Source organism: Acinetobacter sp. 129952, assembly GCF_056642055.1.
In genome coordinates this window covers 193259-216236 of sequence record NZ_JBWVSU010000004.1, presented here as the reverse complement: position 1 = coordinate 216236, position 22978 = coordinate 193259, and the positions used below count along the sequence as shown (strand labels likewise).

Here is a 22978-nt window from a genome sequence, read left to right as displayed (position 1 = left end):
TCCGTTGGTATTTCAGCTTAGTTTTGGTTGACGCTAACTTGGTTGGCGACCTGGAGGGCCAGTTCACGTGCCTGTTCAATAGTTTCTGCACGTGCCGTGGCAACGCCCATACGACGACGTTTAAAACCTTCTGGTTTGCCAAACAGGCGCAAATCGGTATTGCCGTCTGCTAAAGCAAGATTCAGGCCAGAAAATGAAAGATTACGGCCATCTACTCCAGCATAAATTACCGCACTGGCAGCCACACTATGTCGTGCAGTATTCACCGGCAAGCCTAAAATAGCACGTGCATGCAGCTCAAATTCACTTTGAAATTGGGAGGCTAAAGTCACCAGTCCAGTATCGTGTGGACGTGGGGAAACCTCACTAAACCATACTTTGTCGCCTTTTACAAAGAGTTCCACTCCAAAGATTCCGCAGCCACCAAGTGCTGTAGTGACCTTGTTGGCAATGCGCTTGGATTCTTCCAGCGCGGCTGGAGTCATCGGTTGAGGCTGCCAGCTTTCCACATAATCACCTGAGTCCTGACGATGTCCGATCGGGTCGCAATAAGACGTTTCGATTTCGCCGGTTTCTGGATTTTTTGCACGAACAGTCAATAAGGTAATTTCAAAATCAAAGTCAATTTGTGATTCTACAATCACAGTACCCTGATTGACCCGGCCACCGGTTTGCGCATATTCCCAGGCAGCATCGACTTCATCAAAACGGGTAACACGAGACTGACCTTTGCCTGAAGATGACATCACCGGTTTCACAAAGTTTGGATAGCCGACATCGTCACAGGCCGCGCGGAAGGATTCTAAACTGTCGGCAAAACGGTAAGCTGAAGTTGGCAGACCGAGTTCTTCCGCAGCCAGACGACGAATACCTTCACGGTTCATGGTCAGATTGACGGCTTTAGCAGAAGGAATGACTGTAGCAATGTTCTGGGCTTCTATTTCAAGCAGAACTTCGGTCGCAATCGCTTCAATTTCAGGAACAATTAAATGTGGCTGGATTTGATTGATGAGTTGTTTGAGTTCTACAGCATCTGCCATATTCAAGGTATAGGAATAATGCGCAACCTGCATGGCAGGGGCATGATCATAACGGTCAGCAGCATGAACTTCGACTCCAAGGCGTTGTAGTGAAATCACCACTTCCTTGCCCAGTTCACCAGAACCCAATAATAGAACTTTATAGGCAGAAGATTGAAGGGGAGTACCAATAGTCACGCTCATGTGGATCATCCATGCTTGATTTTATGGACTTTTAGCATAGCAGAACTGAGCCGACAGTTAAGCCAAGATTCATACAAAATTGTGATATTGACCAACAGTTTTATTTATAAAGTTTTTCTAGATTTTAATAAGGAGGCGCTGTCATTTTCACATCGCTGTCAGACTGCGTTTGCAGAAGATAAATCTCGCTTTGAGACTTGAGCTTTTCTATTTGTGCAACTTGTTCAGTATTGATATTTAGCATCTTTAACAGACGTAATGTACGAACATGCAGGAAATACGCATAGGGCAATACAAAATGCAGTACAAAGCACAGCAAAAATAACAGTAGCCCAAAAACTGTGAATTGAATGCAGTCTCGCAAGATGGTGGTGAGCTGGAACTGATCTGCTGAAAAGGCGGTAGCTGAAAAAAAAATAAAAAGGAGCGCAAATAAACCAGCAAAAATTTTTAGAGTATTCGGCAGGACACGATGTCTGAAGCTCCATTTACCCAAAATCAATGTCAAAGGATGAAGATGCAGCACGTATTTGCTCTGATTAAGCATAGCAATAATTTGATGGGTGCTATTCTTTTTAATATAAACCACCCGAACTTGATCTGCTGGTTGAGCATGTATTTCGACAAAATGTCCGGTAAAATTTTGAGCATTGATAAGACATTCAAAATATTGTGCCGGCACTTCATGTCGATGGAATAAGGTTAACATTTCATCGCGCCGATGATGAATAAAGATTTTTCCTTCAATCATCTGTTTGACTTCAAACATGCGCATCCTTCCTTGTTTTTATTGTTATATAAAAAAAGACCTATACTATGAGTTTAGCATAAGCCTTTGTCTTGATTGATTAATCATTTAAACCTTAAAAAGGCATAGGTACATAGGTATACACCAGGCCATAGGTGAGCGCTGCGGTCAGTGTCGCCATCACAATACGTTTAAACTTAAAGTACAAAACCGTGAGCACAATAAAGCCAACCAGCATCGCAAAACTTTTATTCGGCGTTTCTAATAAAGGTGGCAGGGTAGCAACTACCAACATGGAGCTGATCGCAGCGATGCCAATTGAACCCAAGGCAATTTTTAGCCACAACGCTCCGCGTTTTTGCGAACCTTGCTGAAATTTTTGAATGACAAAAAAAGGACCAAAGCGCGAGGCAAAATTGGCAATCCCGACTAAAATCCCGACCAGAATAATCTCTAGATTCATGCTTGATCTCCTGCGTGTTCAGGATCTGGCTGTTTCAAAATATAGTGCTTGAACAGGCCTGCGAAAATACCAGAACTTATACCGATAAAGATCGCGGCAGACAGGTCGATAAAATAACAGGCAATCGCAGACACCAGAATTGTGACAGCTACAACAAAAGTATGTTTTTTCTCAAAAGCGGCTAACAAGAAGCTCAGGAACAGCGCAGGTAACAAGAAATCCAGCGCAGCCTGTAAGAATTGCGGCAGGTTGCTGACCTGATCGGCAAACAATCCACCGAGGAAAGATCCGAGTGCCCAGGACATCCAGCTAAACAGGCTTAAACCGAGCATCCAGGATTCTGACCATTCCTGTCGCCGTTGCGAGAGCTTGATCATGCCGGAGGCAAAAACTTCATCGGTCAAACCCCAAGACCAGATTGCCGTTTTCTTTAAATTCAGCCGGTCTTGAATCAGATTTTGTAACGCAGGGCCATAAAGCAGATGACGAATGTCTAAGGCAATCACGGTTAATGCCGTCATCCAGATAGATGTTCCACTACCTAAGAGAGCGACCACCAGGAACTGGCTGGCACCTGCATACATCGAGCAGGACAGGAACAGTGCTTCCCAGGCGGTAAAGCCAAACTGAGTGGCTGAAACACCAAAAGCAAACGACACTGGTAAATAAGTGAAGATAATCGCTTGGCTATCTTTTGCACCTTGCCAGAAGCCAGCAGGTTGCGTAGCGAGTTGATTCGGTTCAGACACGACACACCTTGAAGGAGAGTTGAACGATGGGTCAAATGAAGATTGTGTATTCTACGTGAATTTAATAGCATAGTGCCGAAATGTTTAAATTGGCGAGCCTGATATGTGGATGTTCAAGACACGTACGATGCTGATTGCTGCTTTAATAAGCACGGCAATATTGTTACAAGCGTGTGGGAATGACAGTCAATCGACTGATAAGCCAGAAATTAAACCGGCACCTAAATTGACTAATGATGCGACGACTTATGCCAATGCCGCATGGCAACTGATCAATGAAGTGGATCCACTGGTCTATAATAAAGAAGTGGATCAGCTGGAAACACAGGTACGTCAACCAGCACGTAAATTGAGTACAGACTGGCGTATTAATGTCAAAATGACCGATTCGGTGACCGAAGGCAAATATGCTCTGTGTCGTAAAGCTTTGACCAGTCTGGAAATCTGGGCGCGGACGACCATGGAAAATGGCAACAGCCTGCAACAAAAACAGGCGGATTATGAGCGGGATAAACTGCAATGTCAGAATGCCATTGCCCATCCTGCACTCGGAAATACCGATCCTAAGCAAAAAGGTACTGCAATTGCCAATATGCAATAAACCCTTGCCCATTTAAATGTACCTATAAAAAGCCAGTCATTCAGACTGGCTTTTTTAGCAAAATAAACTTTAAAAATAGGGCATCCACACATGTTCTAATAAAAGCACCATTACACCGCAGATCAGGAGTGTGCTGCCAATCATGCGTTGAATCAATGTACGTGTAGACATGGCCGATCTCCTCAAAGATTTAAAGCGCATTCAACGCTTCCAGATAACGACGATTCACTTCTTCCCAGTTCACAACATTGAAAAAAGCAGAAATATATTCCGGACGACGGTTTTGATATTTTAAATAATAGGCATGTTCCCAGACATCCAGACCTAAAAGGGGAATATTGCCATGTATCAGTGGAGAATCCTGATTGGCGCTACTTTCTACAATAAGCGTTTGATCTGGCGTCATACTTAACCAGGCCCACCCACTACCAAAACGGCTAAGCGCTGCCTGGGTAAATGCTTCTTTAAATGCCTCGAATCCTCCTAATTCATGTTCAATGGCCTTGGCAATTTCAGCTTTGGGATGACCACCGCCGTCTGGACTCATCACTGTCCAGAACAGGGAATGATTGGCATGTCCACCAGCATTATTAATCACGTTCTGTCTGAGTTGCTCGGGCACTTCATTGAATTTGCTAATTAAGGCTTCGACCGATAAATCTTCCCATTCTGTGCCCGCTATTCCTGCATTGATATTATTGATATAGGTTTGATGATGCTTGCTATGATGAATTTCCATAGTCTTGCTATCGATATGAGGCTCTAGCGCATCATAAGCATAAGGTAGTGCAGGCAAGGTGTAGCTCATTGGCAGGATTCCTTGAGAGAATGGAGTTAGGTTATTTTTCATTAGATTTAAGATACGCCCTAATTTAATATTTATATATGAGAATAGTTATCATTATTGTTAATATGTGTTGATCTTATGCGCTTTCAGAAAGGTTGTTATACGTATGAATCCTCTTTTTAAAAGTAATAAAAAAAGCCCCCAAGAAGGGGGCTTTTTCAAACAGCAACGACTTAAACGTTAAAACGGAAGTGTAAAACATCGCCATCCTGAACGATGTAAGTTTTACCTTCTAGACGCCATTTACCTGCTTCTTTCGCACCGGCTTCGCCGTTGTACTGCACGAAATCATCATAAGCGATACATTCTGCACGGATAAAGCCTTTTTCAAAGTCGGTATGAATCACGCCTGCTGCCTGTGGTGCAGTTGCGCCAACTTTTACGGTCCAGGCACGAACTTCTTGTACACCCGCGGTGAAGTAAGTTTGTAGGCCAAGCAGTGAATAACCTGCACGAATGACCACGTTTAAACCCGGTTCTTCCATGCCCATTGCTTCAAGGAATTCAGCACGGTCTTCATCTTCAAGCAATGAAATTTCAGCTTCAATCTGGTTGCAAAGTGGAACCACAATTGCATTTTCTTCAGCGGCTAATTTTCTGACTGCATCTAAATGCGGGTTGTTTTCAAAACCGTCTTCAGCAACGTTGGCAATATACATCGTTGGTTTAAGCGTCATTAAACCAAAGCCACGTACCAGCTTGCGTTCGTCATCATCTAGGTCCGCTGCGCGAGCCGGTTTACCTTCATCCAGTAAAGGCTGGATTTTTTCCAATACAGCTTTAGTGGCTAGCGCTTCTTTGTCACCACCTTTAGCAGATTTAGTCAAACGCGTAATTGCTTTGGCTACAGCATCTAAGTCTGCGAGCGCAAGTTCGGTATTAATCGTAGCGATGTCATCCAGTGGATCAATACGACCATTCACATGAATGACGTTTTCATCTTCAAAACAACGCACAACGTGAGCAATTGCATCAGTTTCACGAATGTTGGCCAGAAACTGGTTACCCAAGCCTTCGCCCTTAGAAGCACCCGCTACCAGACCTGCGATGTCTACAAATTCCATAGAAGTCGGAATAACACGTTGCGGTTTAACAATTGCAGTCAATTTGTCTAAACGTGGATCAGGAACAGGTACAATCCCGGTGTTTGGTTCGATCGTACAGAAAGGGAAGTTTTCTGCAGCAATAGCAGCTTTGGTTAAGGCATTGAAAAGTGTAGATTTACCAACGTTCGGCAAGCCGACAATACCGCAATTAAAACCCATGAAATAACTCACAAAAGCGTTATATAAAAATTGCTCCCGATTTTACATGAAAGCACAGCTAAAGTCAGGTCATGCGCTTGTGGTTTATTGCAATCAAATGCTTCTGACGACCTAAAATGACTCGCTGAGCTTTCCGGGATGTATCGTGAGTCCACCAACCATAGAGGAATAATCAGCCAGTATTTTACTTTTGAATAAAAATCACATTGTTTTTCTAAAAGTGAGTGACTAAAGTATCTGAATAAAACGGCGGCCTACACGCCCTGATCCAATAACGATAAACATGGAGCATACATGCGAACTTTATACCAGTTTCCTTTATCTCACTTTTGCGAAAAAGCACGTTGGATGCTGGACCATAAAGAGTTGTATTATGTTGCTCATAATCTGATACCCGGGGTACACCGCGCTTTTGCCCGCCTGAAAACAGGACAGAATCGTCTGCCTATTTTGCGTGATCAGGACCGATGGATCGCAGATTCCACCCAGATTGCTTTATATCTGGATGATACTTATCCAGAACACCGCTTACTGTACGCAGAAGGACATTTTCGAAATAAAGCCTTAGAAATTAATGAAATTACCCTGGAATTGGGTCGTCATGTCCGTCGCTGGATGCTCTCTCAAGCACTGACTTCTGATCATGAATCTCTGGATATTTTAATTGGTGAGCAGGGCTATCTGCGCCAGTTTGAAAAATTTTCTAAACCTTTATTGAAAGCGATGGTGGCCAAGGGTTATGCATTGAATGAAGAAACCGTGGCGGAATCCAAACAGCATATTGATGTTGCGGTACAGCAGCTCAATCAGATGCTGGTCAGCCAAGGTGGGAATTATTTTGTCGGAAATCGTTTAGGTCTGGCGGATATTGCAGTCTGTTCCATGTTGGCACCGCTTCTGGCGATTCCAGGTACGCCGTGGGAAAAAGAAAATTTTGAAACCTTGTCCGAAGAATATCGCGACTATCAGCAGTATTTGAATGAGCTACCACTGGGTGAATATATTTGCCGTATTTACCGAACCGAACGCAATGCACGGGTAGACTGGCGTGGTGTATAAGTTTAAATGCTAATTCAAGAATTAAAAAAACGCGCATGAAGCGCGTTTTTTAATGAGATTATGATTAACCCCAAGGATTAGTCTGGTCGATATCAATATTTTTAGTAAAATTATTGAGGAGTGAACCAAAATCAAATCCGGATGAAGAACCGCCACTGCCGATATTCTCAATTGTATCTTTAATGCCCGGCAGGATAGCAGACAGATCAATATTGGAATCAGTCGTACCCACACCTTGGACAAGATCACCGAGGTCAGGCAATTCAATCGAAGAGCCACTACCAACCAACTGACCAACACCTTCGGCAATACTGCCTAAGTCAAAGCCGTTTGAAGCAGAGGAAATACCTTCGATCATACCACCCAGATCCAGATCGCTACCGAGATTGAGATTGCCTAATAATCCACCTAAATCTATGCCATTTGAACCATTCGCAATCAGACCGCTCAGTAAGTCAGTGAAGCCACCGACATCAAAACCACCTGTTGCATTTCCGCCTACAAAGCCGCTAATTAAATCGGTAATAGCACCAAGATCAAAATCACCGCCTGCATTGCCACCGATTAAGCCACCCACCAGACCTGCAATTGCTCCAATATCTATATCACCTAAACCGTCAGAACCACCGATCAGACTACCGACCAATTCAGCAATTTGTGCGATATCAATTTCACCATTACCGCCAATCAGGTTGCCGACCAGACCTGCGATGGCACCAATATCTACACCGCCCAATCCGCCAGAACCGCCGATCAGGCCACTAACCAGTTGAGCGATTTGCGCAATATCAATCTCGCCATTGCCACCGATTAAGCCACCCACCAGACCTGCAATTGCTCCAATATCTATATCACCTAAACCGCCAGAACCACCAATCAGGCTGCCAACCAGTTGAGCGATTTGTGCGATATCAATCTCGCCATTACCGCCGATCAGGTTGCCGACCAGACCTGCGATCGCACCGATATCAATATTGCTTGAACCACCGATTAAGCCACCCACCAGCTGAGCAATTTGCGCAATATCGATATCACCATTACCGCCAATTAGGTTGCCGACCAGACCTGCGATGGCACCGATATCAATATTACTTGAACCGCCGATCAGGCCACCGACCAGTTGAGAAATTTTACCAATATCAATATTGCCCGTACTGCCGCCCAATAAGCCGCCCACCAGTTTAGAAATAGCCTCAAGATCTAGGCTGCTGCTATTGCTCCCCATTAAGCTCTTTAATAAGTTGGTGACCTGGGTAATATTAAAGCTACCGCCATTGGATTGGGTTAAGCTACTGATCAGGCTTTGAATATTTAAACTTGAGGCATTCGAACCAGAAAATTGAGTTAATAAATTGCTGAGATTTGTCGTACTCAGGCTGCTTCCAGAAAGGAGATTATTTAATAATGAGCTGACTGAAGGTTGAGTATTGGATCCGGTGAGATTGCCAATAAGATTGGTGAGGGTACCTGATGTCGTTCCACCGAATAAGCCGCCCAATAAGCTCTTCGTTTGGGTTTCGACGGTTAAAACAGGACTCACTTTTGTTTTTATCAAGCTTAAAAGTTTAGAAGCCATGACCGTTCCTTGTGTAATATTTTTGAAATGCGCTATTTTTGTTTTTAAAGCGCCTTTGTTTTAATCTATTTCTATACACTTGTAAAAGATGGACGGTTAAGTCGTGTGGGGGCTGAGGGGAATAGCCTATCTGTTGCCATGTTTACCCAATTTAAATAATTTAAAAATAAAGATTTAATGTAAAATACCATTGGTCATATTTTTAATTAATGCGATTAACGGTCATTTGATTCAGTATGAAAACCGTATTTATAAAATAAGATCCCATTTGGAAAAAAATTTCAGAATATGAAAATTTTGTGAAAAATAAATAAATATTGTATAACAGAGATGGCGCAAAATTTTCTGCATCTATTGATTATTGATATAAGAGTATAAAAATGGAACTGGATCGTTTCGATAAACATATTCTAGAAATATTGACCCATGAAGATGTCAATTTGAATGAACTGTCCGAACGGGTGAATTTATCTGTCAGTTCGGTCCATCGCAGGATTAAACATTTAATCGATCATAATATTATCAGTGGCTTAAAACGTGAAATCAATTACCAAAAATTAGGTTTCAGTCTGCATGTGCTGTTGCAGGTATCCTTAAGCAAACATGATAGCGATACTTTTGCTAAATTCTTGGAAGAACTGGAAAGCATTCCCGAAGTGATTAATGCCTTTTTGGTCACCGGTCAGTCTGCGGACTTTATTGTCGAAGTGGTGGCAAGGGATATGGAAAATTATAGTGAAATCCTGCTTAAGCGGATTGGAAAAATTGAGCATGTGGTGGCACTGCATTCCAGCTTTGTCATTAAAGAATATAATGTCTTTAACTGTAGCGGATTACTCAATAAAGTTTAATCAAAGCTAGGGTGATAGACAGCCATAAAAAAACGCACCCTAAGGTGCGTTTTTTGAATTAGTCATATTTAAGCATCAAGTTCTGCTAAAACAGCATCTGAGAATTCAACGTTGGTATATACGTTTTGTACATCATCCAGATCTTCAAGCATATCAATCATTTTCATGATTTTTTTCGCTTGATCGATGTCGGTGATTTCTGCTTTGGTTGAAGGACTCATCACCACTTCAGCATTGTCAGATTTTAAACCTGCAGCAGTTAAAGCATCTTGAACATCACCGAAAGCTTCAGGTGTAGTAATCACCAGGATTTCATCTTCAGTGACTTCGATGTCTTCCGCACCTGCTTCTAATGCCACTTCCATGATTTGATCTTCCAAAGACACATCTTCAAAAGTAATCTCGCCACGTTTCGTGAACAGGAATGCCACCGAACCGTTAGTGCCTAGGTTACCATCAGTTTTAGAGAAGCAATGACGTACGTCAGGCACAGTACGGTTCAAGTTGTCAGTCATGGTTTCAACAATAACCGCAACACCACCTACACCATAACCTTCGTAGGTCACTTCTTTCAGGTCGTCGTTATCTTCGCCACCAGCACCACGTTGAATGGCACGGTTGATCACGTCACGTGTCATATTCACTGATAATGCTTTTTCAACCACAGCACGTAGACGAGGGTTGCTTGCAGTATCTGGACCACCAAGCTTTGCAGCAGTGGTTAATTCACGAATGTATTTGGTAAAAACTTTACCACGACTCGCATCTTGTTTTGCTTTGCGATGCTTAATATTGGCCCACTTGGAATGACCCGCCATGCGAACTATGCTCCTTGTAGATTGGCTGTATGCCTATCAGAATGCCGAAATTCTACCATAAGCGTTTTTTTAAAAAAAAGTGTCTGGATTTGAGATTTCAGGATAAAAACAAAAAAAGTGCAATATCGAGGAAAAATAGAAAGAGGATAGGGGAATTTATAATTCTATTTATACATTTATATGGACAGATGACTTGGACATAAATAGCAGAATCGCTGATTATGTCCGTGCTTTTCTTTTTAAAAAGCTTATTCTGGAATAACGATATCCAGACCAACCTTGTCTTTATAAAGTTGTTTGATCAAAGCCAGGTCATGCGCAAGATCTGTCGGATAAATCTTGCCGAGAATACCGCCTTGCTTGGTTTTGGAATTGGCATATAATAGCACGATCGGTACATTGGCAGCCTTGGCAATATGCCAGAAACCGGTACGGATCGGTTTGCGTGCTTCACCTTGTTTAGCACGTGTTGCTTCGGGTGCAATGACCAGATTGAACTTTTCATTGTTCTGAAAATGTTCCACCATCTGGGTCACGATATCTTTACTGGCCTTGCGGTCAACCGGAATACCACCCACAGCGTTCAATAATGGCTTGAAGGGTCCTTTAAATAATTCTTTTTTGATCAAGGTATGTACCTTGAGATCATAGATCTGGAACAGGGCAATTGACAGTACCGCATCCATCATTGAGGTATGTTCAAATCCAATAATAACCTGTTTATCTTCAAGCACATCTGGTTCGACATGATATTGCCAACCTGCAAGTTTAAATGCAGATTCGCCAAGGAATTTATTTAGCATAAGCACAGATAAGTAAAAGCTGTATGTAGAGAACTGCATAATTTCATCTTGTTCGCCCATACAGTCAATAGGCTTTCCAATAAAATCAGCGAATAATGTAAAAATCTATGATTTATTCATCTTTTTAAGCTGCAAGATTAAGAGTTAATATATATAAATAAAATAATATTAATATCTTAAAAATATTAGTAGATACAAAAAAAGTCTTAAAATGATGAAAAAATGACTATCCAGAGCACACTTTAGTTATTAGACTTTTGTCGAAGAAGACTGATACAGGTCTTTTCTATTTTCTTATTCTTTCTACTCTGAGATTGAAAAGTATGACGTACATGACAGCCTTCGTAGTCTCCTTATTGATTTTTGCGCTTATAATTGTATGGTCTTTGATCGAAATTAAGCAGGATTTACATAAAGACGAAGAAATGAAGTCTGAATTCTAGTCATTCTATCTTCTTTAGTTCTAGGCTATTCCTTTAACATTGCTGCCTGAGTAATAAAGAATTTTGATACCTTATAGATATACTAAGACCTTAAATCTATCAGTTTTACGCTTAGTAAACCGGATTAAATTCAAGATACAGGCTCATTTATCTTAAATGATGCAGCATGTATCTCATTTTTCTATATGCCTCCTATACTGAAGTCTTAAGTAACTGAAATTTTGGCCAAGACTAGTCGCTTATGATTGCTGCCTAAATGTTCAAGCAGTTATAAAAGCACTTGTCTTTCCAAAAAATCTTAGCTAGTATTCATGACGCCTGAACTTATTGATAAATAAAGTTTTCAGCATATAGGGCCTATAGCTCAGTTGGTTAGAGCAGCGGACTCATAATCCGTTGGTCGACAGTTCAAGTCTGTCTGGGCCCACCATATAAAACAACCCCTTACGTGCATTAATCGTAAGGGGTTTTTTGTTTTTGGATATTATGAAATCTGAAGTAAGCAATTCACTTAATTGATCGTCGTTCTTATCTCGAAGGACTTAAAATGGGTTGCCTCCACTGATAATGAACTTTTCTGGTTTGCCTTTCAATAAAGATTCTTCGTTACCAGCTTAATAAAAAAGCATCTCCCTCAGATATTACTTTTGTTATCTAGATTCCATAAACATCCTCTTTAATCAAAAAAAAAGTTCATATTTATGAAATAATTGTGATGTAGTTCAAAGAATATCTGCAAAAAAAGTGAAAAGTAGATGAAATGCATTTTACAACTGAAAAAATTATGCTAATTAATATGAGATGATTTTTTAGTCAAAAATCATGATGTTTCAGGACGGAATATCTTAAGAAGCGTATTAAAAAAATGATTAAACAGGAGTTTCAATGATGCTTCAGCTTTTAAGAAAATTGTTTTGTTTGCATATTTATGAATATGAGCAAATGCAAGAAATCGGGGAACACAGGGAGTGTCGTAAGTGCGGTACGAATAAGGACTAAAGTTTTTGCAAGAAAAGTGAGCAATGGCTCACTTTTTTATGCTTGTTATGGGCTAATTTCCGTTAAAATTAAAGGGAAATTTCAACATGATGAACAGGCATATGAGCAAAGATTTTCATGCAGATACCTATATCGTCGACAGCAACCTGGCAGATACGCTGCACTGGCTTAGCCTGCATCAAGATAGTTATGACTCCTTTAGTTATGATGCAGTCACGCAAGCGCTGATGGTGCATCATGCTAATGGAGTAGATCAAATCCGAGTCGGAGATTATCTGAATGCCCGTTATGGTATTTTAATTACTGCACATAACTTTTCTGCAAGTTCATCAAGTTAAACAGTTGTTAGCTTGCCATGGCATCTGTAGCCAGACTGCGAACACTCGGTTTTGGCTGTTCTGCAACTAAACCTAATTTTGCAAAAAGTTGCTGATCTCGACCTTGGGATGTATTAGGGGTCGTCAGCAGTTTTTCACCAGAGAAAATAGAATTGGCACCAGCCATAAATGCCAAAGCCTGATCCGAATCGCTTAAGGATTCACGCCCTGCAGAAAGGCGAATATAGCTTTTAGGCATCAACAAGCGTGCTACGGCAATGGTACGAATCCATTCAATCACATCCAGTTTTTCTACATCTGCCATCGGTGTGCCTTCAATCGGCACCAACATATTAATTGGCACAGATTCAGGATGGATTGCCAGAGTTGCAAGCTCATATAACAAACCAATCCGGTCATCACGACTTTCGCCCAGACCCACAATACCGCCACTACAGACTTTCATACCAGCTTGACGCACATGATCCAGAGTATCCAGACGATCATCAAAGCTACGCGTGCTGATGATATGTGAATAGTATTCACGAGAAGTGTCCAGATTATGGTTGTAATAATCCAGTCCTGCATCTTTCAAGCGTTCAGCCTGTGATCCATTTAGCATCCCCAGTGTCATGCAGGTTTCCAGACCGAGTGCTTTAACTTCACGTACCATTTCCAGCACATAAGGCATATCGCGTTCATGCGGGTTGCGCCATGCAGCCCCCATACAAAAGCGTGAACTGCCTGATGCCAGCGCCTGTTTGGCTTCCTGAATCACTTTATCGACTGCAATGCGTTTTTCAGCTTCCAGTTTGGAATCATAATGCGCTGATTGTGAACAGTATTTACAGTCTTCAGGACATTTACCGGTTTTAATCGAAAGCAGGGTGCTCACCTGAACGGTATTCGCAGTGAAATGTTCACGATGAACCTGTTGCGCCTGGAACACTAAATCCATTAAAGGCTGTTGATATAGAGCTTGTATTTCTTCACGTGACCAATCATTACGTACCGCATCACTACTGTTCATCTCTTTCCCTATCTGTGCTTATTTATCATTCGGTTCATCTTAATAAAAATAAGCTTTTGCTTCACTAGCAAAATATGACCTTATATAAATGACAAAGCCCACACGAGGTGAGCTTTGTTTTTCAGTTGCCAGATTATTTATTACTGTGATTTCCATGAATATCCTGGCCAGGCAGATCACTACGGTGCTGCTTGTTAAACACGCGCTGATCCTGTTCATGCTGATTGTTTTTTGGGGAATTAATCGGGCCATGTTGCGGCTGCTGCTGTTGTTGCTTCTGCTGGTCATGCTGAAGCTGCTCCAGCAGTTCTTGATTTGGATTTTTTGATGACATCATCTTTCCTCCACTTCATTTCTGACTATTTTTATTTATGCCATAGTCTGAAACATGGGTGTGTAAGGCTTTTAAGTGAAACTGTGACGCTAGGTAAAGATGGAAAATTAACTGGATTTTGCCAGTTGTTCTTGAATAGCCCAATCGATATGTACCTGCACAATTTCATCATGTTGATTACGCTGTTGCTGAAGGGCCGGAATAATCTGCCCATCAAAGGGTGCATTGCCCAAACCAATGGCGATATTGCGCATAAAGCTTTGATAACCCGTACGACGCATCGGACTGCCTTCAGTCGCACTTAAAAAGGTGGCTTCATCCCATTGCCATAAATCCAGTAAACTCACTTGATCCAGTCCATGCCGCGGATGAAAATCCTCTATCGAGGTCACTTGGGCAAAACTGTTCCATGGACATATCAGCTGGCAATCGTCACAACCAAAAACCCGGTTACCAATTCCGCGTCGCAAATCTTCTGGAATAATGCCTTTATATTCGATGGTCAGATAGGCGATACAGCGTCGTGCATCCAGCATGTACGGTTCGACAATCGCTTGAGTCGGACAGATGTCGATACAGGCGGTACAGGAGCCACAATGTTTAGTCGCGGGTTCATCAAAGGGCAGTTCCAGTGAAGTAAACAGTTCACCCAGCACAAAGAATGAGCCTGATGTTTTATGAATCAGCAGGGTGTGTTTACCTGTCCAGCCCATGCCGGCACTTTCAGCCAGCGATTTTTCAAAAATTGGCGCAGAATCGGCAAATGGGCGTGATTCAAAATCTCCGATTTTTCCCCGGATTTTTGTCGCCAAGGTTTTCAGGCGACCCCGCATGGTTTTGTGATAATCTCGGCCACGGGCATAACGCGCGATAATGGCAGAGTTGGGTGCATAAGGGATATAACGTGGTTCTGGTGCGTCGACCAGATAATCCATACGCACACAGATAATGCTACGTGTGCCGGGAACCAGTAAGGCGGGATTGGCACGTTTTTCCAGATTCTCTTCCAGAAACTTCATGTCACCATGATAACCACGATCCAGATATTCCTGTAAGCGTGCTAATTCTGCTTGAGCATCTGGTTTGGCAATGACACAATCAGAAAAACCCAATTCTAAAGCCTGCGCTTTAATCCATGCTTTTAGCTCGGCTGGATCTTGTTGATAAACTTTAATTTGCGCTTGAGAATCGGGAGTTGCCATAAACCAAAGACAGGGAATAAGAAATGCAGCAACAAGTTTACCATAGCCGTGATCTACAAGCATGGGAGCAGCGCTGGTTTCAACAGCAAAATAGTTCCTACGGTTTAATGCAACAAGTCGCCTGGGGGATTAGTCAGCGGCTGATCACTTTATTTTCCCAGCAAAAAATAAAAAAAATCGCTGTCTGCTGTGGTCAGGGTAATAATGCCGGCGATGGCTATCTTGTGGCCAAATATCTCAAACAGGCGGGCTTCAGTGTTGATATTTATGCAGTTGAGTTGGGTAATTCCAAAGATTTAGCATCGGCTGTGCAGGAAGCTCAGCAAGCTGGCTTGCAGCCTTATTCGCATTTTGATTTTCAATCTGAATGTGAGGTCTATATCGATGCATTATTCGGAATTGGTCTGAACCGTCAGCTGGACTTTGACTGGCAAAATGTTATTCAAACGATCAATCAGCAAACTGGATTAAAAATCTCAATTGATATTCCGAGTGGATTGGATGCCAATACCGGCCAGCCTTTGCCTGTTGCGATTAAAGCTGACTACACTTTCACGGGTTTAGGGCTTAAGGCAGGACTGTTTACCGGACAAGGCAAAGAATATGCGGGCAAGATCGAACTGATTTCTGCTATTCCAACAGATACTGAGCTTCAGCCGACTGCTTGTCTTTCATCGCATGAGATTCAATTGCCCAAGCGTGAAGCCTTTGGTCATAAAGGCAGTTATGGTCATGTCTTAGTGATTGGTGGACATGCTGATATGGGTGGGGCAGTGATCATGGCGGCAGAGGCAGCATTTGCTGCCGGAGCAGGTAAAGTCACCATCGTTTGTGATGCAAAACACCATACTGCGATTTTGTCACGTGCACCAAATATCATGCTGCGTGATATCAATCTTTTAACTCAGGAGCAACGCCAAGCACTGATTCAGCAGGTCGATGCAGTCTGTTTTGGCATGGGATTAGGTCGTGATTCTTGGTCAGAGCAACAATATACAGCTTGGTTTGAGCTGACTCAGCAATCTGATCTGGAGGTTGTTTTGGATGCGGATGCCTTATGGTTTCTGGCCAAGCAGCCTCAAGTTTTGAATTCCCAGAATTATGCCACACCACATCCAGGAGAAGCTGCAACTTTGCTAGCATGTAGCACTGCGGAAGTTGAAATGGATCGGATTGCAGCCATTCATGCCCTGCAACAAAAATATCAGGGACAGTGGGTGCTAAAAGGTTCAGGCAGCCTGATTCTGGAAGAAAGGCTTTACATCTGCAATGCCGGGAATGCCGGTATGGGAACTGGCGGAATGGGGGATGTGCTGGCCGGCATGATTGCCAGTCTAAAGGCGCAATTTGCGCAAAAAATTTATTTGCATGAAATTGTGACGCTGCATGCACTTGCAGGTGATGAACTGGCCAAAAATGGCGAACGTGGCTTGCAGGCACAGGATATGAAACATGCGATTTATCAGGTCGTGAATCGCTAAGGAGAATAGTGTGCCAGTCATCAAACTGAATATTTCAGGCCAAGTTCAAGGAGTCGGATACCGTTACTGGTTTGCCGAGCAGGCTCAGGCGCTTGGACTGAAAGGATATGTGAAGAACTTGAGCACAGGTGAGGTGGAGGCCGTTATTGCTGGAACAGACTCCCAACTTCAGGAAATGATTACACGAAGTTGGAAAGGGCTTGCTCGTGCAATCGTACAAGCGGTTATTCAAGAGTATCTGGAATCTGAGCTAGATGCTCAAGACTTTATAATATTGCGTTAAACCTTATCGACGACGGCTACTGACGCGACTCCGGCCGCGTGCCATACCACCCAACGCATTCAATACCGCCATTTTACTCATACTGCCTGAGGCGTGGGCATGACAAATAGCAGCAGCTAAAGCATCGGCGGCATCCTGCTGCGGTTTGATGCTGAGTTTTAGAATATTCATTACCATCATCTGCACCTGTTCTTTATCCGCAGCGCCATAACCCACTACCGACTGCTTGATCTGGCGCGCAGTATATTCAGCGACTTTCAAATCCAGATTGACCAGTGCCGCAACAGCAGCACCACGGGCCTGACCGAGTTTTAAGGCAGAATCCGGATTTTGTGCCATAAAGACCTGTTCGACTGCAGCTTCAGTGGGACCATAAAATTTTACAATGCGCTCCACGCCGGCAAAGATCCGTTTTAAACGTTCAGGCATTTCTGTCGTTTCTGTTCTGATGGTGCCGGCATCAACAAAAGTCAGTTTGGAGCCGTCTTTTTCGATAATTCCGTAACCGGTTAAACGAGAACCGGGGTCAATCCCAATAATTAATGACATGCCCGCACTTTAAAAATAGAATAATGCCCATATTGTTACATAAGCGTATCAAAAAAGCTTGATCCTGATGAAGCAGTTGATTCCAGCATCCTATTATTTATTTTACTGAGATTAGATTAATTTTCATGAAATTATTTCTTATTATCCTTGCAGGCGTAATCCTAGAAGTACTGGTCTGGATTGGCGTGGGTGACCTCGTCGGGAGCATGTGGTACGTATTTTTCTGGTTTGTAGCCGCATTCTTTATTGGTATGAATCTGATCCGTAAATACTCGGCCGGTGTCATGCCACAAATGCAGCAAATGCAGATGGGACAGATGAGTGCAGATCCTGCATTAACAGGAAATTTACCTAAAATTCTGGCAGGTTTCTTTCTGCTTATTCCTGGATTGATTACCGACGTATTGGCAGTATTGATGCTCATTCCAGCGGTTCAGCAGGTCTTTAAGGCTGCCATAATGAAAGCGATGATGAAGCGTCAGCAACTCATGATGGAAAAAATGATGGGTGGCATGATGGGCGATATGGGTGGGGCACAAGGCCAGAATCCATTTGCCGAGATGATGCGTCAAATGCAGGATATGCAAAATCAGCAATCAGGTCGCGGTGATTCCACCATTATTGATGGTGAAGCACGTGAAGTGAGACCTGAGGCGAAAAAAATTGAAATGAAAGATATCAATCCAAAATAAATGTTTTATTTAAAAAAAAGCTCTATTTAAGCCGAATCTGATGATTCGGTTTTTTTATTGGAACTTTCTAATGTCTTTGAACAAACGTTATAATATATTTTTATAAATTTACCTTAATTTTAATGTCTCTGCTTTTTACGATCTGTCTCCTGCATTTTGTTGCTCAACTCAGTCCCGGTCCCGATGTTTTGCTCATTGCCAAAAGTGCCGCATCCACTACACGCCAGAATGCCCTGAAAGTTATTGCTGGGATCTCTGCCGGTATTGTAGTTTGGGTAGTACTGACACTTGCGGGTTTTACCGTGTTAATTGACCAGTTTCCATGGATTCAACAGGTATTGATGGTGCTCGGTGGTGTGTTCCTGGCTAAAATGGGATGGGGCATGTTAAAGGGTGGTGTGCATAGCTTTAAAAATAGACATCAGGCCGACGACGATACAAATGGACAGGTGCAAGCTAAAAACTATTTTATGTTGGGCTTATGGACCAATCTTTCTAATCCCAAAACACTGATCTATTTTAGTAGCGTATTTTCACTGGCCTTGAGTTCGTCTGCTTCCGATTATTTGAAAGCACAGCTGGCAGTGATTATTCCTTTGCAGACCTTTATCACCTTTGCTTTATTGATGCTGTTGATTTCCCAACCAAAAATTAAAATCTTGTACCAGCGTTCGGGGAGTTACATTGATATGATGTCAGGCGGACTATTTCTGCTATTTGCATTGTGGTTATGGTATGACGCACTTATTCTGATGAATTAAGGGGTGTATCTTTATTTAATGCTGGAGATATTGGTGAGGTCGGGGAAGGAGAGGCTAAATTGTCTGGTGTTTTAACCGCCGTTTGATAACGATTAGGCTTTAAGGTGGTTTCAGTATTTTCAGAGCCTTGATAGCTGCGGCTACGGTTAGCACGTTCGCGTAATCCACCTTTTTTAATTAACTGAACCATGGCACATCTCTCATTCAAATCCACAGCTATTGTAAATCAAATCTGGATTTCATGAGGCTATTTTCCGCATCGCTATTTGAATTATTCAAGATTAATAAAAAGACCTGTTTGAACCAACAGGTCTTTACTGTCAGATGAATAAATTTAGCGAAGTCTTTTATCTTCTTCTTTTAAAACATCCAATAGCGAGTGTTGTGCCGGTACTTCTTGTTGGGACTGTACATACAAGTGCACCACTTTAAATACGATAGCTGTAACGAGACAGGCGATTAGACATAAAATCCAGAAACCAAAAGGGCTGCGAATATGATGTGAGCCGCAGTTTGAGCATGATTTTTCTGTAGAGTCGACTACTTTTTCACAGCAGGCACAATGATATTGATACTGCATTTTTCTTCTCCCAGGATGTTATCCTTTTTATTCTTCGATCATGAAAGATGATTTGTTGCTCTATCATAGGAGAGCTTTTCTGGGCTGGCAAGACGAGATTGCTGACAATTACATAGTATCTATATAGGATAAAAATTAATTACATGACTAAGATCATATCAAGAAAATGATTAAATGATTCATTATTTGAAAATATAGTTGAATCTAAAAAGATAATGACAAAATCAATTAAAAATAAAGCCCGCATCAAGCGGGCTTTATTTGAGCTAGTCTAAAACTTACTGCCCAGAACGGATAATGTAATCAAAAGCAGACAATGACGCCTTGGCACCTTCACCGGTCGCGATGATGATCTGCTTGTAGGGTACAGTGGTACAGTCACCTGCAGCAAATACGCCTTTCACATTGGTTTCGTTGCGGTCATTAATCACAATCTCGCCACGGTTGGTTAGCTCAACAGCTGTTTCTTTCAGGAAGTCCGTATTTGGCAACAAACCGATTTGCACGAAGATCCCCGCCAGCTCAACCACATGCTCTTCATCGGTGGCACGGTCTTTATATTTCAGGCCGGTCACCTGTGAGCCATCGCCCAGTACTTCAGTCGAGAGGGCATTCTTGATCACCGTAGTGTTTGGCAAACTGTTGAGTTTGTCTTGCAGCACCTGATCCGCACGCAACTTAGTATCAAATTCCACCAGCGTGACATGTTCTACAATCCCTGCCAGGTCAATCGCGGCTTCAACACCTGAGTTACCGCCACCAATCACAGCAACACGTTTGCCTTTGAACAGTGGACCATCACAGTGCGGGCAGTAGGCTACACCACGGGTTTTGTATTCCTGCTCACCTGGAACATTCATCTCTCTCCAGCGTGCACCGGTCGACAGAATCACGGTTTTTGATTCAAGTTTTGCCCCGTTTTCCAAGGTCACTTCAACCAGACCGTTGGCCGTTTCATCCGCACCTTTGATATTAGAGACACGTTGCAGGTTCATGATGTCGACCCCGTACTCACGCACGTGGGCTTCCATCTCGGCTGCAAACTTCGGACCTTGGGTCTTCTGTACAGACGTAAAGTTTTCAATGTCCATGGTATCCATGACCTGACCGCCCATGCGCTCCGCCACGATCCCGGTTTTGATGCCTTTACGTGCTGCATAGATGGCAGAGGTATTCCCCGCAGGTCCACCACCGATCACCAGGACATCAAAGGCATCTTTGGCATTCAGCTTTTCCGCATCTTTCGCGGCTGCATTGCTATCCAGCTTGGCAATGATTTCTTCCAGTGTCATACGACCTTGACCGATATGCTGGTTGTCCTGGAACACCATTGGTACTGCCATGATCTTGCGTTCTTCCACTTCTTCCTGGAAGAAAGCACCATCAATCATGGTCGCTGTAGTGCCTGGGTTATAGATGGCGATCAGGTTAAGTGCCTGAACCACATCCGGACAGTTATGGCAACTTAATGATACGAACACGTCAAAGTTAGATTGAACACTCAGGCTCTTGATATTCGCCAGCACTTCATCAGAGACTTTCGGTGCATAACCTGAAGTTTGCAGCAATGCCAGAATCAGCGAAGTGAACTCATGGCCCATTGGCAAGCCTGCAAAGAATACACGTGGTTCTTCACCAGCTTTAGCAATACCAAAGCTTGGCGCACGTGCATTGTTCCCGTCAAAGCGTGCAGTCACCAGATCAGACAGTGCAGCTACTTCGGAAACCAGTTCCTGGATTTTGGCTGACTTGTCAGAGCCATCTAAAGTCGCGACCAGTTCAATCGGGCCTTCTAGGCGTTCTAATAGGGTTTTAAGTTGAGCTGAAGTATTTTGATCTAACATTGCTAACGTCTCCAAAGGAGTAAATGTTTATTTGATAACAGGATATTAAATGAATTGAACAAATAGGTAAAACAGTTTGTTTTTATTTTATTGATCGGATTTACAGATTTATTAAAAAATTCATCATTAATTTCAAAGTTCTATATGGGGTAAAAAGATTAATTTTCAAGTAGTTTAGAGCAAGAATAAGGATTTTCAGCTAAGATTAAAACAAGATATTTGAGACTTGAATGATGGAATTACAACGCGGTATTTATCAACATTATAAGGGACAGCTTTATCAGGTGTTTCATGTCGCCACGCACAGTGAAACTGAAGAAAAGCTGGTGGTTTATCAATGTCTCTATGGGGATTATTCAATTTGGGTACGTCCTTTAACGATGTTCACTGAAACCATTACCACTAACGATGATCGTGAAGTGGAGCGTTTTAAATTGATTCAGGCACTTTAAGCCCAACAGACTCAGGGAAGAGTGATGCAAAACTCAGATGAATTTGAAATATTCATGCAAGAATTATATGAAAAATTTCATATGCATGATCATAAGCAGGCAGATCGCCTGCACCGATATCGCAATATAGAGCCAGAATCCGGTCAATTTTTGTCTATGCTGATTCGTGCGCAACAATCGAAAAGTATTTTGGAAATTGGCACTTCTACCGGTTATTCCACTCTATGGCTGGCGGAAGCGGCTCGGCAGACTCAAGCCATGATTACAACTCTTGAAGTTGATGCAGAACGGGTTGCTCAGGCAAAGCAATATGCGACAGAAATAGATCTTGCAGACTTAATCAATTTTAAAGTGATTGATGCTCAAGTTTATCTGGAGGCAGAACAGGAAATATTTGATTTTATCCTGTTAGATGCTGAACGAGATGCTTATGTCAGTTACTGGCCACATTTGAGTCGATTACTTAAAGCAAAGGGCGGGTTACTGGTAGTTGATAATGTCATTTCACATGCAGCAGAAGTCGAAGAGTTTATTGCCTTAATTCAGCAAGACCCACGTTTTATTATGAGTAGTGTACCCATAGGCGCAGGTTTGCTGATGGTGGGATTTCGTTAATTCGATTCGCTCTAATCCATGCAAATTTTATTAAAATGTAAATTATATTCGAGATACTTTTCCACGAATGCAGCTTTGTCTTGGCGTCTTAACAGGTTGTCATAAATAAATTCAGGTACGGGATGATACAGCTCGGTATGACCATTACTGTATACAATTTTCAGGTGGCGGCTTGAGGGATTGTATTTCCAAGAAATCACGGTAAGCAGTTTTTGCATATGCGTTCCTCCACTGAATATTTCTTATCTTATCATTTGAACTTATGCCATATGGCTCTGCAGATGTATAGCTCAATTGTAAGAATGGGTAAGGATTATGAGAAAGCGAAGCAAAAGATATGCCTGAATTTTTATATGATGGATCAAGAAAAAAATAGGACTATAATATTTTAAG

At 42.4% G+C, this 22978-nt stretch carries 27 protein-coding genes and 1 tRNA gene; 11 read left to right on the top strand and 17 right to left on the bottom strand.

From position 1 onward, the window contains the following. Nucleotides 1-17 precede the first annotated feature (17 nt). The 4 genes from purT to AC1IR0_RS06660 all read right to left on the bottom strand — a co-directional run bounded on the left by purT (nt 18) and on the right by AC1IR0_RS06660 (nt 3183). Complete coding sequence (gene purT / locus AC1IR0_RS06675) at nt 18-1232, bottom strand: formate-dependent phosphoribosylglycinamide formyltransferase (protein ID WP_171057027.1); 1215 nt, start codon at nt 1230-1232, stop codon at nt 18-20. A 115-nt stretch (nt 1233-1347) separates the two neighbouring features. Next, nucleotides 1348-1992, bottom strand: coding sequence for a hypothetical protein (locus AC1IR0_RS06670; protein ID WP_479741247.1), 645 nt, complete (start codon nt 1990-1992; stop codon nt 1348-1350). 94 nt (nt 1993-2086) lie between these two features. Further along, entirely contained in the window at nt 2087-2434 is a 348-nt protein-coding gene (gene ygaH, locus AC1IR0_RS06665; RefSeq protein ID WP_409665837.1) for an L-valine transporter subunit YgaH, read from the bottom strand. Further along, nucleotides 2431-3183, bottom strand: a complete 753-nt coding sequence (locus AC1IR0_RS06660) for an AzlC family ABC transporter permease (protein ID WP_004278940.1) — start codon at nt 3181-3183, stop codon at nt 2431-2433. The genes ygaH and AC1IR0_RS06660 overlap by 4 nt, the downstream gene beginning before the upstream one ends. Nucleotides 3184-3286: 103 nt before the next feature. On the opposite strand from AC1IR0_RS06660, the gene AC1IR0_RS06655 reads away from it, so the two are divergent. Further along, nucleotides 3287-3784, top strand: coding sequence for a hypothetical protein (locus tag AC1IR0_RS06655; protein ID WP_253158737.1), 498 nt, complete (start codon nt 3287-3289; stop codon nt 3782-3784). A gap of 190 nt (nt 3785-3974) precedes the next feature. Here AC1IR0_RS06655 and AC1IR0_RS06650 read toward each other — a convergent pair whose 3' ends face one another. Together AC1IR0_RS06650 and ychF are read right to left on the bottom strand one after the other, a co-directional pair. Continuing rightward, complete coding sequence (locus tag AC1IR0_RS06650; RefSeq protein ID WP_409665835.1) at nt 3975-4592, bottom strand: superoxide dismutase; 618 nt, start codon at nt 4590-4592, stop codon at nt 3975-3977. 212 nt (nt 4593-4804) lie between these two features. Then, nucleotides 4805-5896 carry a redox-regulated ATPase YchF gene (ychF, locus tag AC1IR0_RS06645; RefSeq protein WP_004645523.1) on the bottom strand — a complete coding sequence of 364 codons (1092 nt, stop codon included), beginning with the start codon at nt 5894-5896 and terminating at the stop codon, nt 4805-4807. A 294-nt stretch (nt 5897-6190) separates the two neighbouring features. Between ychF and AC1IR0_RS06640 the strand changes: the two genes are divergently transcribed. Continuing rightward, nucleotides 6191-6955 carry a glutathione S-transferase family protein gene (locus AC1IR0_RS06640; RefSeq protein WP_004278936.1) on the top strand — a complete coding sequence of 255 codons (765 nt, stop codon included), beginning with the start codon at nt 6191-6193 and terminating at the stop codon, nt 6953-6955. A gap of 64 nt (nt 6956-7019) precedes the next feature. Here the strand turns inward: AC1IR0_RS06640 and AC1IR0_RS06635 are convergent, their stop codons facing one another. Further along, a complete protein-coding gene (locus AC1IR0_RS06635) occupies nt 7020-8531 on the bottom strand; it encodes a hypothetical protein (protein ID WP_479741246.1) in 1512 nt (503 codons plus the stop codon). A gap of 380 nt (nt 8532-8911) precedes the next feature. Between AC1IR0_RS06635 and AC1IR0_RS06630 the strand changes: the two genes are divergently transcribed. After that, nucleotides 8912-9382: an Lrp/AsnC family transcriptional regulator gene (locus tag AC1IR0_RS06630; protein WP_004645518.1), complete on the top strand. Its 471-nt coding sequence runs from the start codon at nt 8912-8914 to the stop codon at nt 9380-9382. A 68-nt stretch (nt 9383-9450) separates the two neighbouring features. Here AC1IR0_RS06630 and AC1IR0_RS06625 read toward each other — a convergent pair whose 3' ends face one another. Continuing rightward, complete coding sequence (locus AC1IR0_RS06625) at nt 9451-10200, bottom strand: YebC/PmpR family DNA-binding transcriptional regulator (RefSeq protein WP_004731522.1); 750 nt, start codon at nt 10198-10200, stop codon at nt 9451-9453. A 248-nt stretch (nt 10201-10448) separates the two neighbouring features. After that, complete coding sequence (locus tag AC1IR0_RS06620; RefSeq protein ID WP_004278932.1) at nt 10449-11003, bottom strand: 1-acyl-sn-glycerol-3-phosphate acyltransferase; 555 nt, start codon at nt 11001-11003, stop codon at nt 10449-10451. Between the two features lie 796 nt (nt 11004-11799). Here AC1IR0_RS06620 and AC1IR0_RS06615 point away from each other — a divergent pair. Together AC1IR0_RS06615 and AC1IR0_RS06610 are read left to right on the top strand one after the other, a co-directional pair. Further along, nucleotides 11800-11876: transfer RNA gene (locus tag AC1IR0_RS06615), tRNA-Ile, on the top strand. A 670-nt stretch (nt 11877-12546) separates the two neighbouring features. After that, the gene (locus AC1IR0_RS06610; RefSeq protein ID WP_034436202.1) at nt 12547-12783 is read left to right on the top strand and encodes a hypothetical protein; all 237 of its coding nucleotides are present in this window, start codon (nt 12547-12549) and stop codon (nt 12781-12783) included. Between the two features lie 7 nt (nt 12784-12790). Here the strand turns inward: AC1IR0_RS06610 and bioB are convergent, their stop codons facing one another. The 3 genes from bioB to queG all read right to left on the bottom strand — a co-directional run bounded on the left by bioB (nt 12791) and on the right by queG (nt 15328). Beyond that, nucleotides 12791-13792 (bottom strand): biotin synthase BioB, encoded by a 1002-nt coding sequence (gene bioB, locus AC1IR0_RS06605; RefSeq protein ID WP_004278930.1) that lies wholly within the window; start codon nt 13790-13792, stop codon nt 12791-12793. Between the two features lie 133 nt (nt 13793-13925). Continuing rightward, entirely contained in the window at nt 13926-14129 is a 204-nt protein-coding gene (locus AC1IR0_RS06600) for a hypothetical protein (protein WP_409665473.1), read from the bottom strand. A gap of 104 nt (nt 14130-14233) precedes the next feature. After that, nucleotides 14234-15328, bottom strand: a complete 1095-nt coding sequence (queG, locus tag AC1IR0_RS06595; RefSeq protein ID WP_005103516.1) for a tRNA epoxyqueuosine(34) reductase QueG — start codon at nt 15326-15328, stop codon at nt 14234-14236. Between the two features lie 23 nt (nt 15329-15351). Between queG and AC1IR0_RS06590 the strand changes: the two genes are divergently transcribed. Both AC1IR0_RS06590 and AC1IR0_RS06585 read left to right on the top strand, forming a co-directional pair. Further along, nucleotides 15352-16809 (top strand): NAD(P)H-hydrate dehydratase, encoded by a 1458-nt coding sequence (locus AC1IR0_RS06590; protein WP_479741245.1) that lies wholly within the window; start codon nt 15352-15354, stop codon nt 16807-16809. A gap of 10 nt (nt 16810-16819) precedes the next feature. Then, entirely contained in the window at nt 16820-17092 is a 273-nt protein-coding gene (locus AC1IR0_RS06585) for an acylphosphatase (RefSeq protein ID WP_479741244.1), read from the top strand. A 3-nt stretch (nt 17093-17095) separates the two neighbouring features. Here the strand turns inward: AC1IR0_RS06585 and ruvC are convergent, their stop codons facing one another. Next, a complete protein-coding gene (gene ruvC / locus AC1IR0_RS06580; protein ID WP_004278925.1) occupies nt 17096-17641 on the bottom strand; it encodes a crossover junction endodeoxyribonuclease RuvC in 546 nt (181 codons plus the stop codon). Nucleotides 17642-17766: 125 nt separating this feature from the next. Between ruvC and AC1IR0_RS06575 the strand changes: the two genes are divergently transcribed. Together AC1IR0_RS06575 and AC1IR0_RS06570 are read left to right on the top strand one after the other, a co-directional pair. After that, nucleotides 17767-18333: an FxsA family protein gene (locus AC1IR0_RS06575; protein ID WP_479741242.1), complete on the top strand. Its 567-nt coding sequence runs from the start codon at nt 17767-17769 to the stop codon at nt 18331-18333. 122 nt (nt 18334-18455) lie between these two features. After that, nucleotides 18456-19094, top strand: coding sequence for a LysE family transporter (locus AC1IR0_RS06570; RefSeq protein ID WP_044108580.1), 639 nt, complete (start codon nt 18456-18458; stop codon nt 19092-19094). Here AC1IR0_RS06570 and AC1IR0_RS06565 read toward each other — a convergent pair. From AC1IR0_RS06565 to ahpF, 3 genes are all read right to left on the bottom strand, one after another. Continuing rightward, nucleotides 19078-19284: a hypothetical protein gene (locus AC1IR0_RS06565; RefSeq protein WP_044108579.1), complete on the bottom strand. Its 207-nt coding sequence runs from the start codon at nt 19282-19284 to the stop codon at nt 19078-19080. The genes AC1IR0_RS06570 and AC1IR0_RS06565 overlap by 17 nt on opposite strands. Before the next feature lie 144 nt (nt 19285-19428). Further along, nucleotides 19429-19674: a hypothetical protein gene (locus AC1IR0_RS06560; protein ID WP_425879921.1), complete on the bottom strand. Its 246-nt coding sequence runs from the start codon at nt 19672-19674 to the stop codon at nt 19429-19431. Nucleotides 19675-19952: 278 nt separating this feature from the next. Then, nucleotides 19953-21518, bottom strand: coding sequence for an alkyl hydroperoxide reductase subunit F (gene ahpF / locus AC1IR0_RS06555; RefSeq protein WP_479741241.1), 1566 nt, complete (start codon nt 21516-21518; stop codon nt 19953-19955). Between the two features lie 233 nt (nt 21519-21751). On the opposite strand from ahpF, the gene AC1IR0_RS06550 reads away from it, so the two are divergent. Together AC1IR0_RS06550 and AC1IR0_RS06545 are read left to right on the top strand one after the other, a co-directional pair. After that, nucleotides 21752-21970 (top strand): DUF1653 domain-containing protein, encoded by a 219-nt coding sequence (locus AC1IR0_RS06550; RefSeq protein ID WP_034436473.1) that lies wholly within the window; start codon nt 21752-21754, stop codon nt 21968-21970. Between the two features lie 24 nt (nt 21971-21994). Further along, complete coding sequence (locus AC1IR0_RS06545; protein ID WP_409665483.1) at nt 21995-22585, top strand: O-methyltransferase; 591 nt, start codon at nt 21995-21997, stop codon at nt 22583-22585. Nucleotides 22586-22596: 11 nt separating this feature from the next. Here AC1IR0_RS06545 and AC1IR0_RS06540 read toward each other — a convergent pair whose 3' ends face one another. After that, on the bottom strand, nt 22597-22803 hold the full coding sequence (locus AC1IR0_RS06540; RefSeq protein ID WP_004278917.1) for a KTSC domain-containing protein: 207 nt from the start codon (nt 22801-22803) through the stop codon (nt 22597-22599). Between the last annotated feature and the right edge of the window lie 175 nt (nt 22804-22978).

What these genes read in the sequence shown, in the direction of transcription:
- AC1IR0_RS06610 (WP_034436202.1), top strand. Translation starts at nt 12,547, where the DNA reads ATGAGCAAAGATTTTCATGCAGATACCTATATCGTCGACAGCAACCTG.
- AC1IR0_RS06655 (WP_253158737.1), top strand. Translation starts at nt 3,287, where the DNA reads ATGTGGATGTTCAAGACACGTACGATGCTGATTGCTGCTTTAATAAGC.
- AC1IR0_RS06640 (WP_004278936.1), top strand. Translation starts at nt 6,191, where the DNA reads ATGCGAACTTTATACCAGTTTCCTTTATCTCACTTTTGCGAAAAAGCA.
- AC1IR0_RS06650 (WP_409665835.1), bottom strand. Translation starts at nt 4,592, where the DNA reads ATGAGCTACACCTTGCCTGCACTACCTTATGCTTATGATGCGCTAGAG.
- AC1IR0_RS06560 (WP_425879921.1), bottom strand. Translation starts at nt 19,674, where the DNA reads ATGCAGTATCAATATCATTGTGCCTGCTGTGAAAAAGTAGTCGACTCT.
- AC1IR0_RS06565 (WP_044108579.1), bottom strand. Translation starts at nt 19,284, where the DNA reads ATGGTTCAGTTAATTAAAAAAGGTGGATTACGCGAACGTGCTAACCGT.
- ahpF (WP_479741241.1), bottom strand. Translation starts at nt 21,518, where the DNA reads ATGTTAGATCAAAATACTTCAGCTCAACTTAAAACCCTATTAGAACGC.
- AC1IR0_RS06550 (WP_034436473.1), top strand. Translation starts at nt 21,752, where the DNA reads ATGGAATTACAACGCGGTATTTATCAACATTATAAGGGACAGCTTTAT.
- AC1IR0_RS06545 (WP_409665483.1), top strand. Translation starts at nt 21,995, where the DNA reads ATGCAAAACTCAGATGAATTTGAAATATTCATGCAAGAATTATATGAA.
- ychF (WP_004645523.1), bottom strand. Translation starts at nt 5,896, where the DNA reads ATGGGTTTTAATTGCGGTATTGTCGGCTTGCCGAACGTTGGTAAATCT.
- AC1IR0_RS06575 (WP_479741242.1), top strand. Translation starts at nt 17,767, where the DNA reads ATGAAATTATTTCTTATTATCCTTGCAGGCGTAATCCTAGAAGTACTG.
- AC1IR0_RS06600 (WP_409665473.1), bottom strand. Translation starts at nt 14,129, where the DNA reads ATGATGTCATCAAAAAATCCAAATCAAGAACTGCTGGAGCAGCTTCAG.
- bioB (WP_004278930.1), bottom strand. Translation starts at nt 13,792, where the DNA reads ATGAACAGTAGTGATGCGGTACGTAATGATTGGTCACGTGAAGAAATA.
- AC1IR0_RS06635 (WP_479741246.1), bottom strand. Translation starts at nt 8,531, where the DNA reads ATGGCTTCTAAACTTTTAAGCTTGATAAAAACAAAAGTGAGTCCTGTT.
- AC1IR0_RS06670 (WP_479741247.1), bottom strand. Translation starts at nt 1,992, where the DNA reads ATGTTTGAAGTCAAACAGATGATTGAAGGAAAAATCTTTATTCATCAT.
- queG (WP_005103516.1), bottom strand. Translation starts at nt 15,328, where the DNA reads ATGGCAACTCCCGATTCTCAAGCGCAAATTAAAGTTTATCAACAAGAT.
- AC1IR0_RS06590 (WP_479741245.1), top strand. Translation starts at nt 15,352, where the DNA reads ATGCAGCAACAAGTTTACCATAGCCGTGATCTACAAGCATGGGAGCAG.
- purT (WP_171057027.1), bottom strand. Translation starts at nt 1,232, where the DNA reads ATGATCCACATGAGCGTGACTATTGGTACTCCCCTTCAATCTTCTGCC.
- ygaH (WP_409665837.1), bottom strand. Translation starts at nt 2,434, where the DNA reads ATGAATCTAGAGATTATTCTGGTCGGGATTTTAGTCGGGATTGCCAAT.
- AC1IR0_RS06540 (WP_004278917.1), bottom strand. Translation starts at nt 22,803, where the DNA reads ATGCAAAAACTGCTTACCGTGATTTCTTGGAAATACAATCCCTCAAGC.
- AC1IR0_RS06570 (WP_044108580.1), top strand. Translation starts at nt 18,456, where the DNA reads ATGTCTCTGCTTTTTACGATCTGTCTCCTGCATTTTGTTGCTCAACTC.
- AC1IR0_RS06620 (WP_004278932.1), bottom strand. Translation starts at nt 11,003, where the DNA reads ATGCTAAATAAATTCCTTGGCGAATCTGCATTTAAACTTGCAGGTTGG.
- ruvC (WP_004278925.1), bottom strand. Translation starts at nt 17,641, where the DNA reads ATGTCATTAATTATTGGGATTGACCCCGGTTCTCGTTTAACCGGTTAC.
- AC1IR0_RS06630 (WP_004645518.1), top strand. Translation starts at nt 8,912, where the DNA reads ATGGAACTGGATCGTTTCGATAAACATATTCTAGAAATATTGACCCAT.
- AC1IR0_RS06625 (WP_004731522.1), bottom strand. Translation starts at nt 10,200, where the DNA reads ATGGCGGGTCATTCCAAGTGGGCCAATATTAAGCATCGCAAAGCAAAA.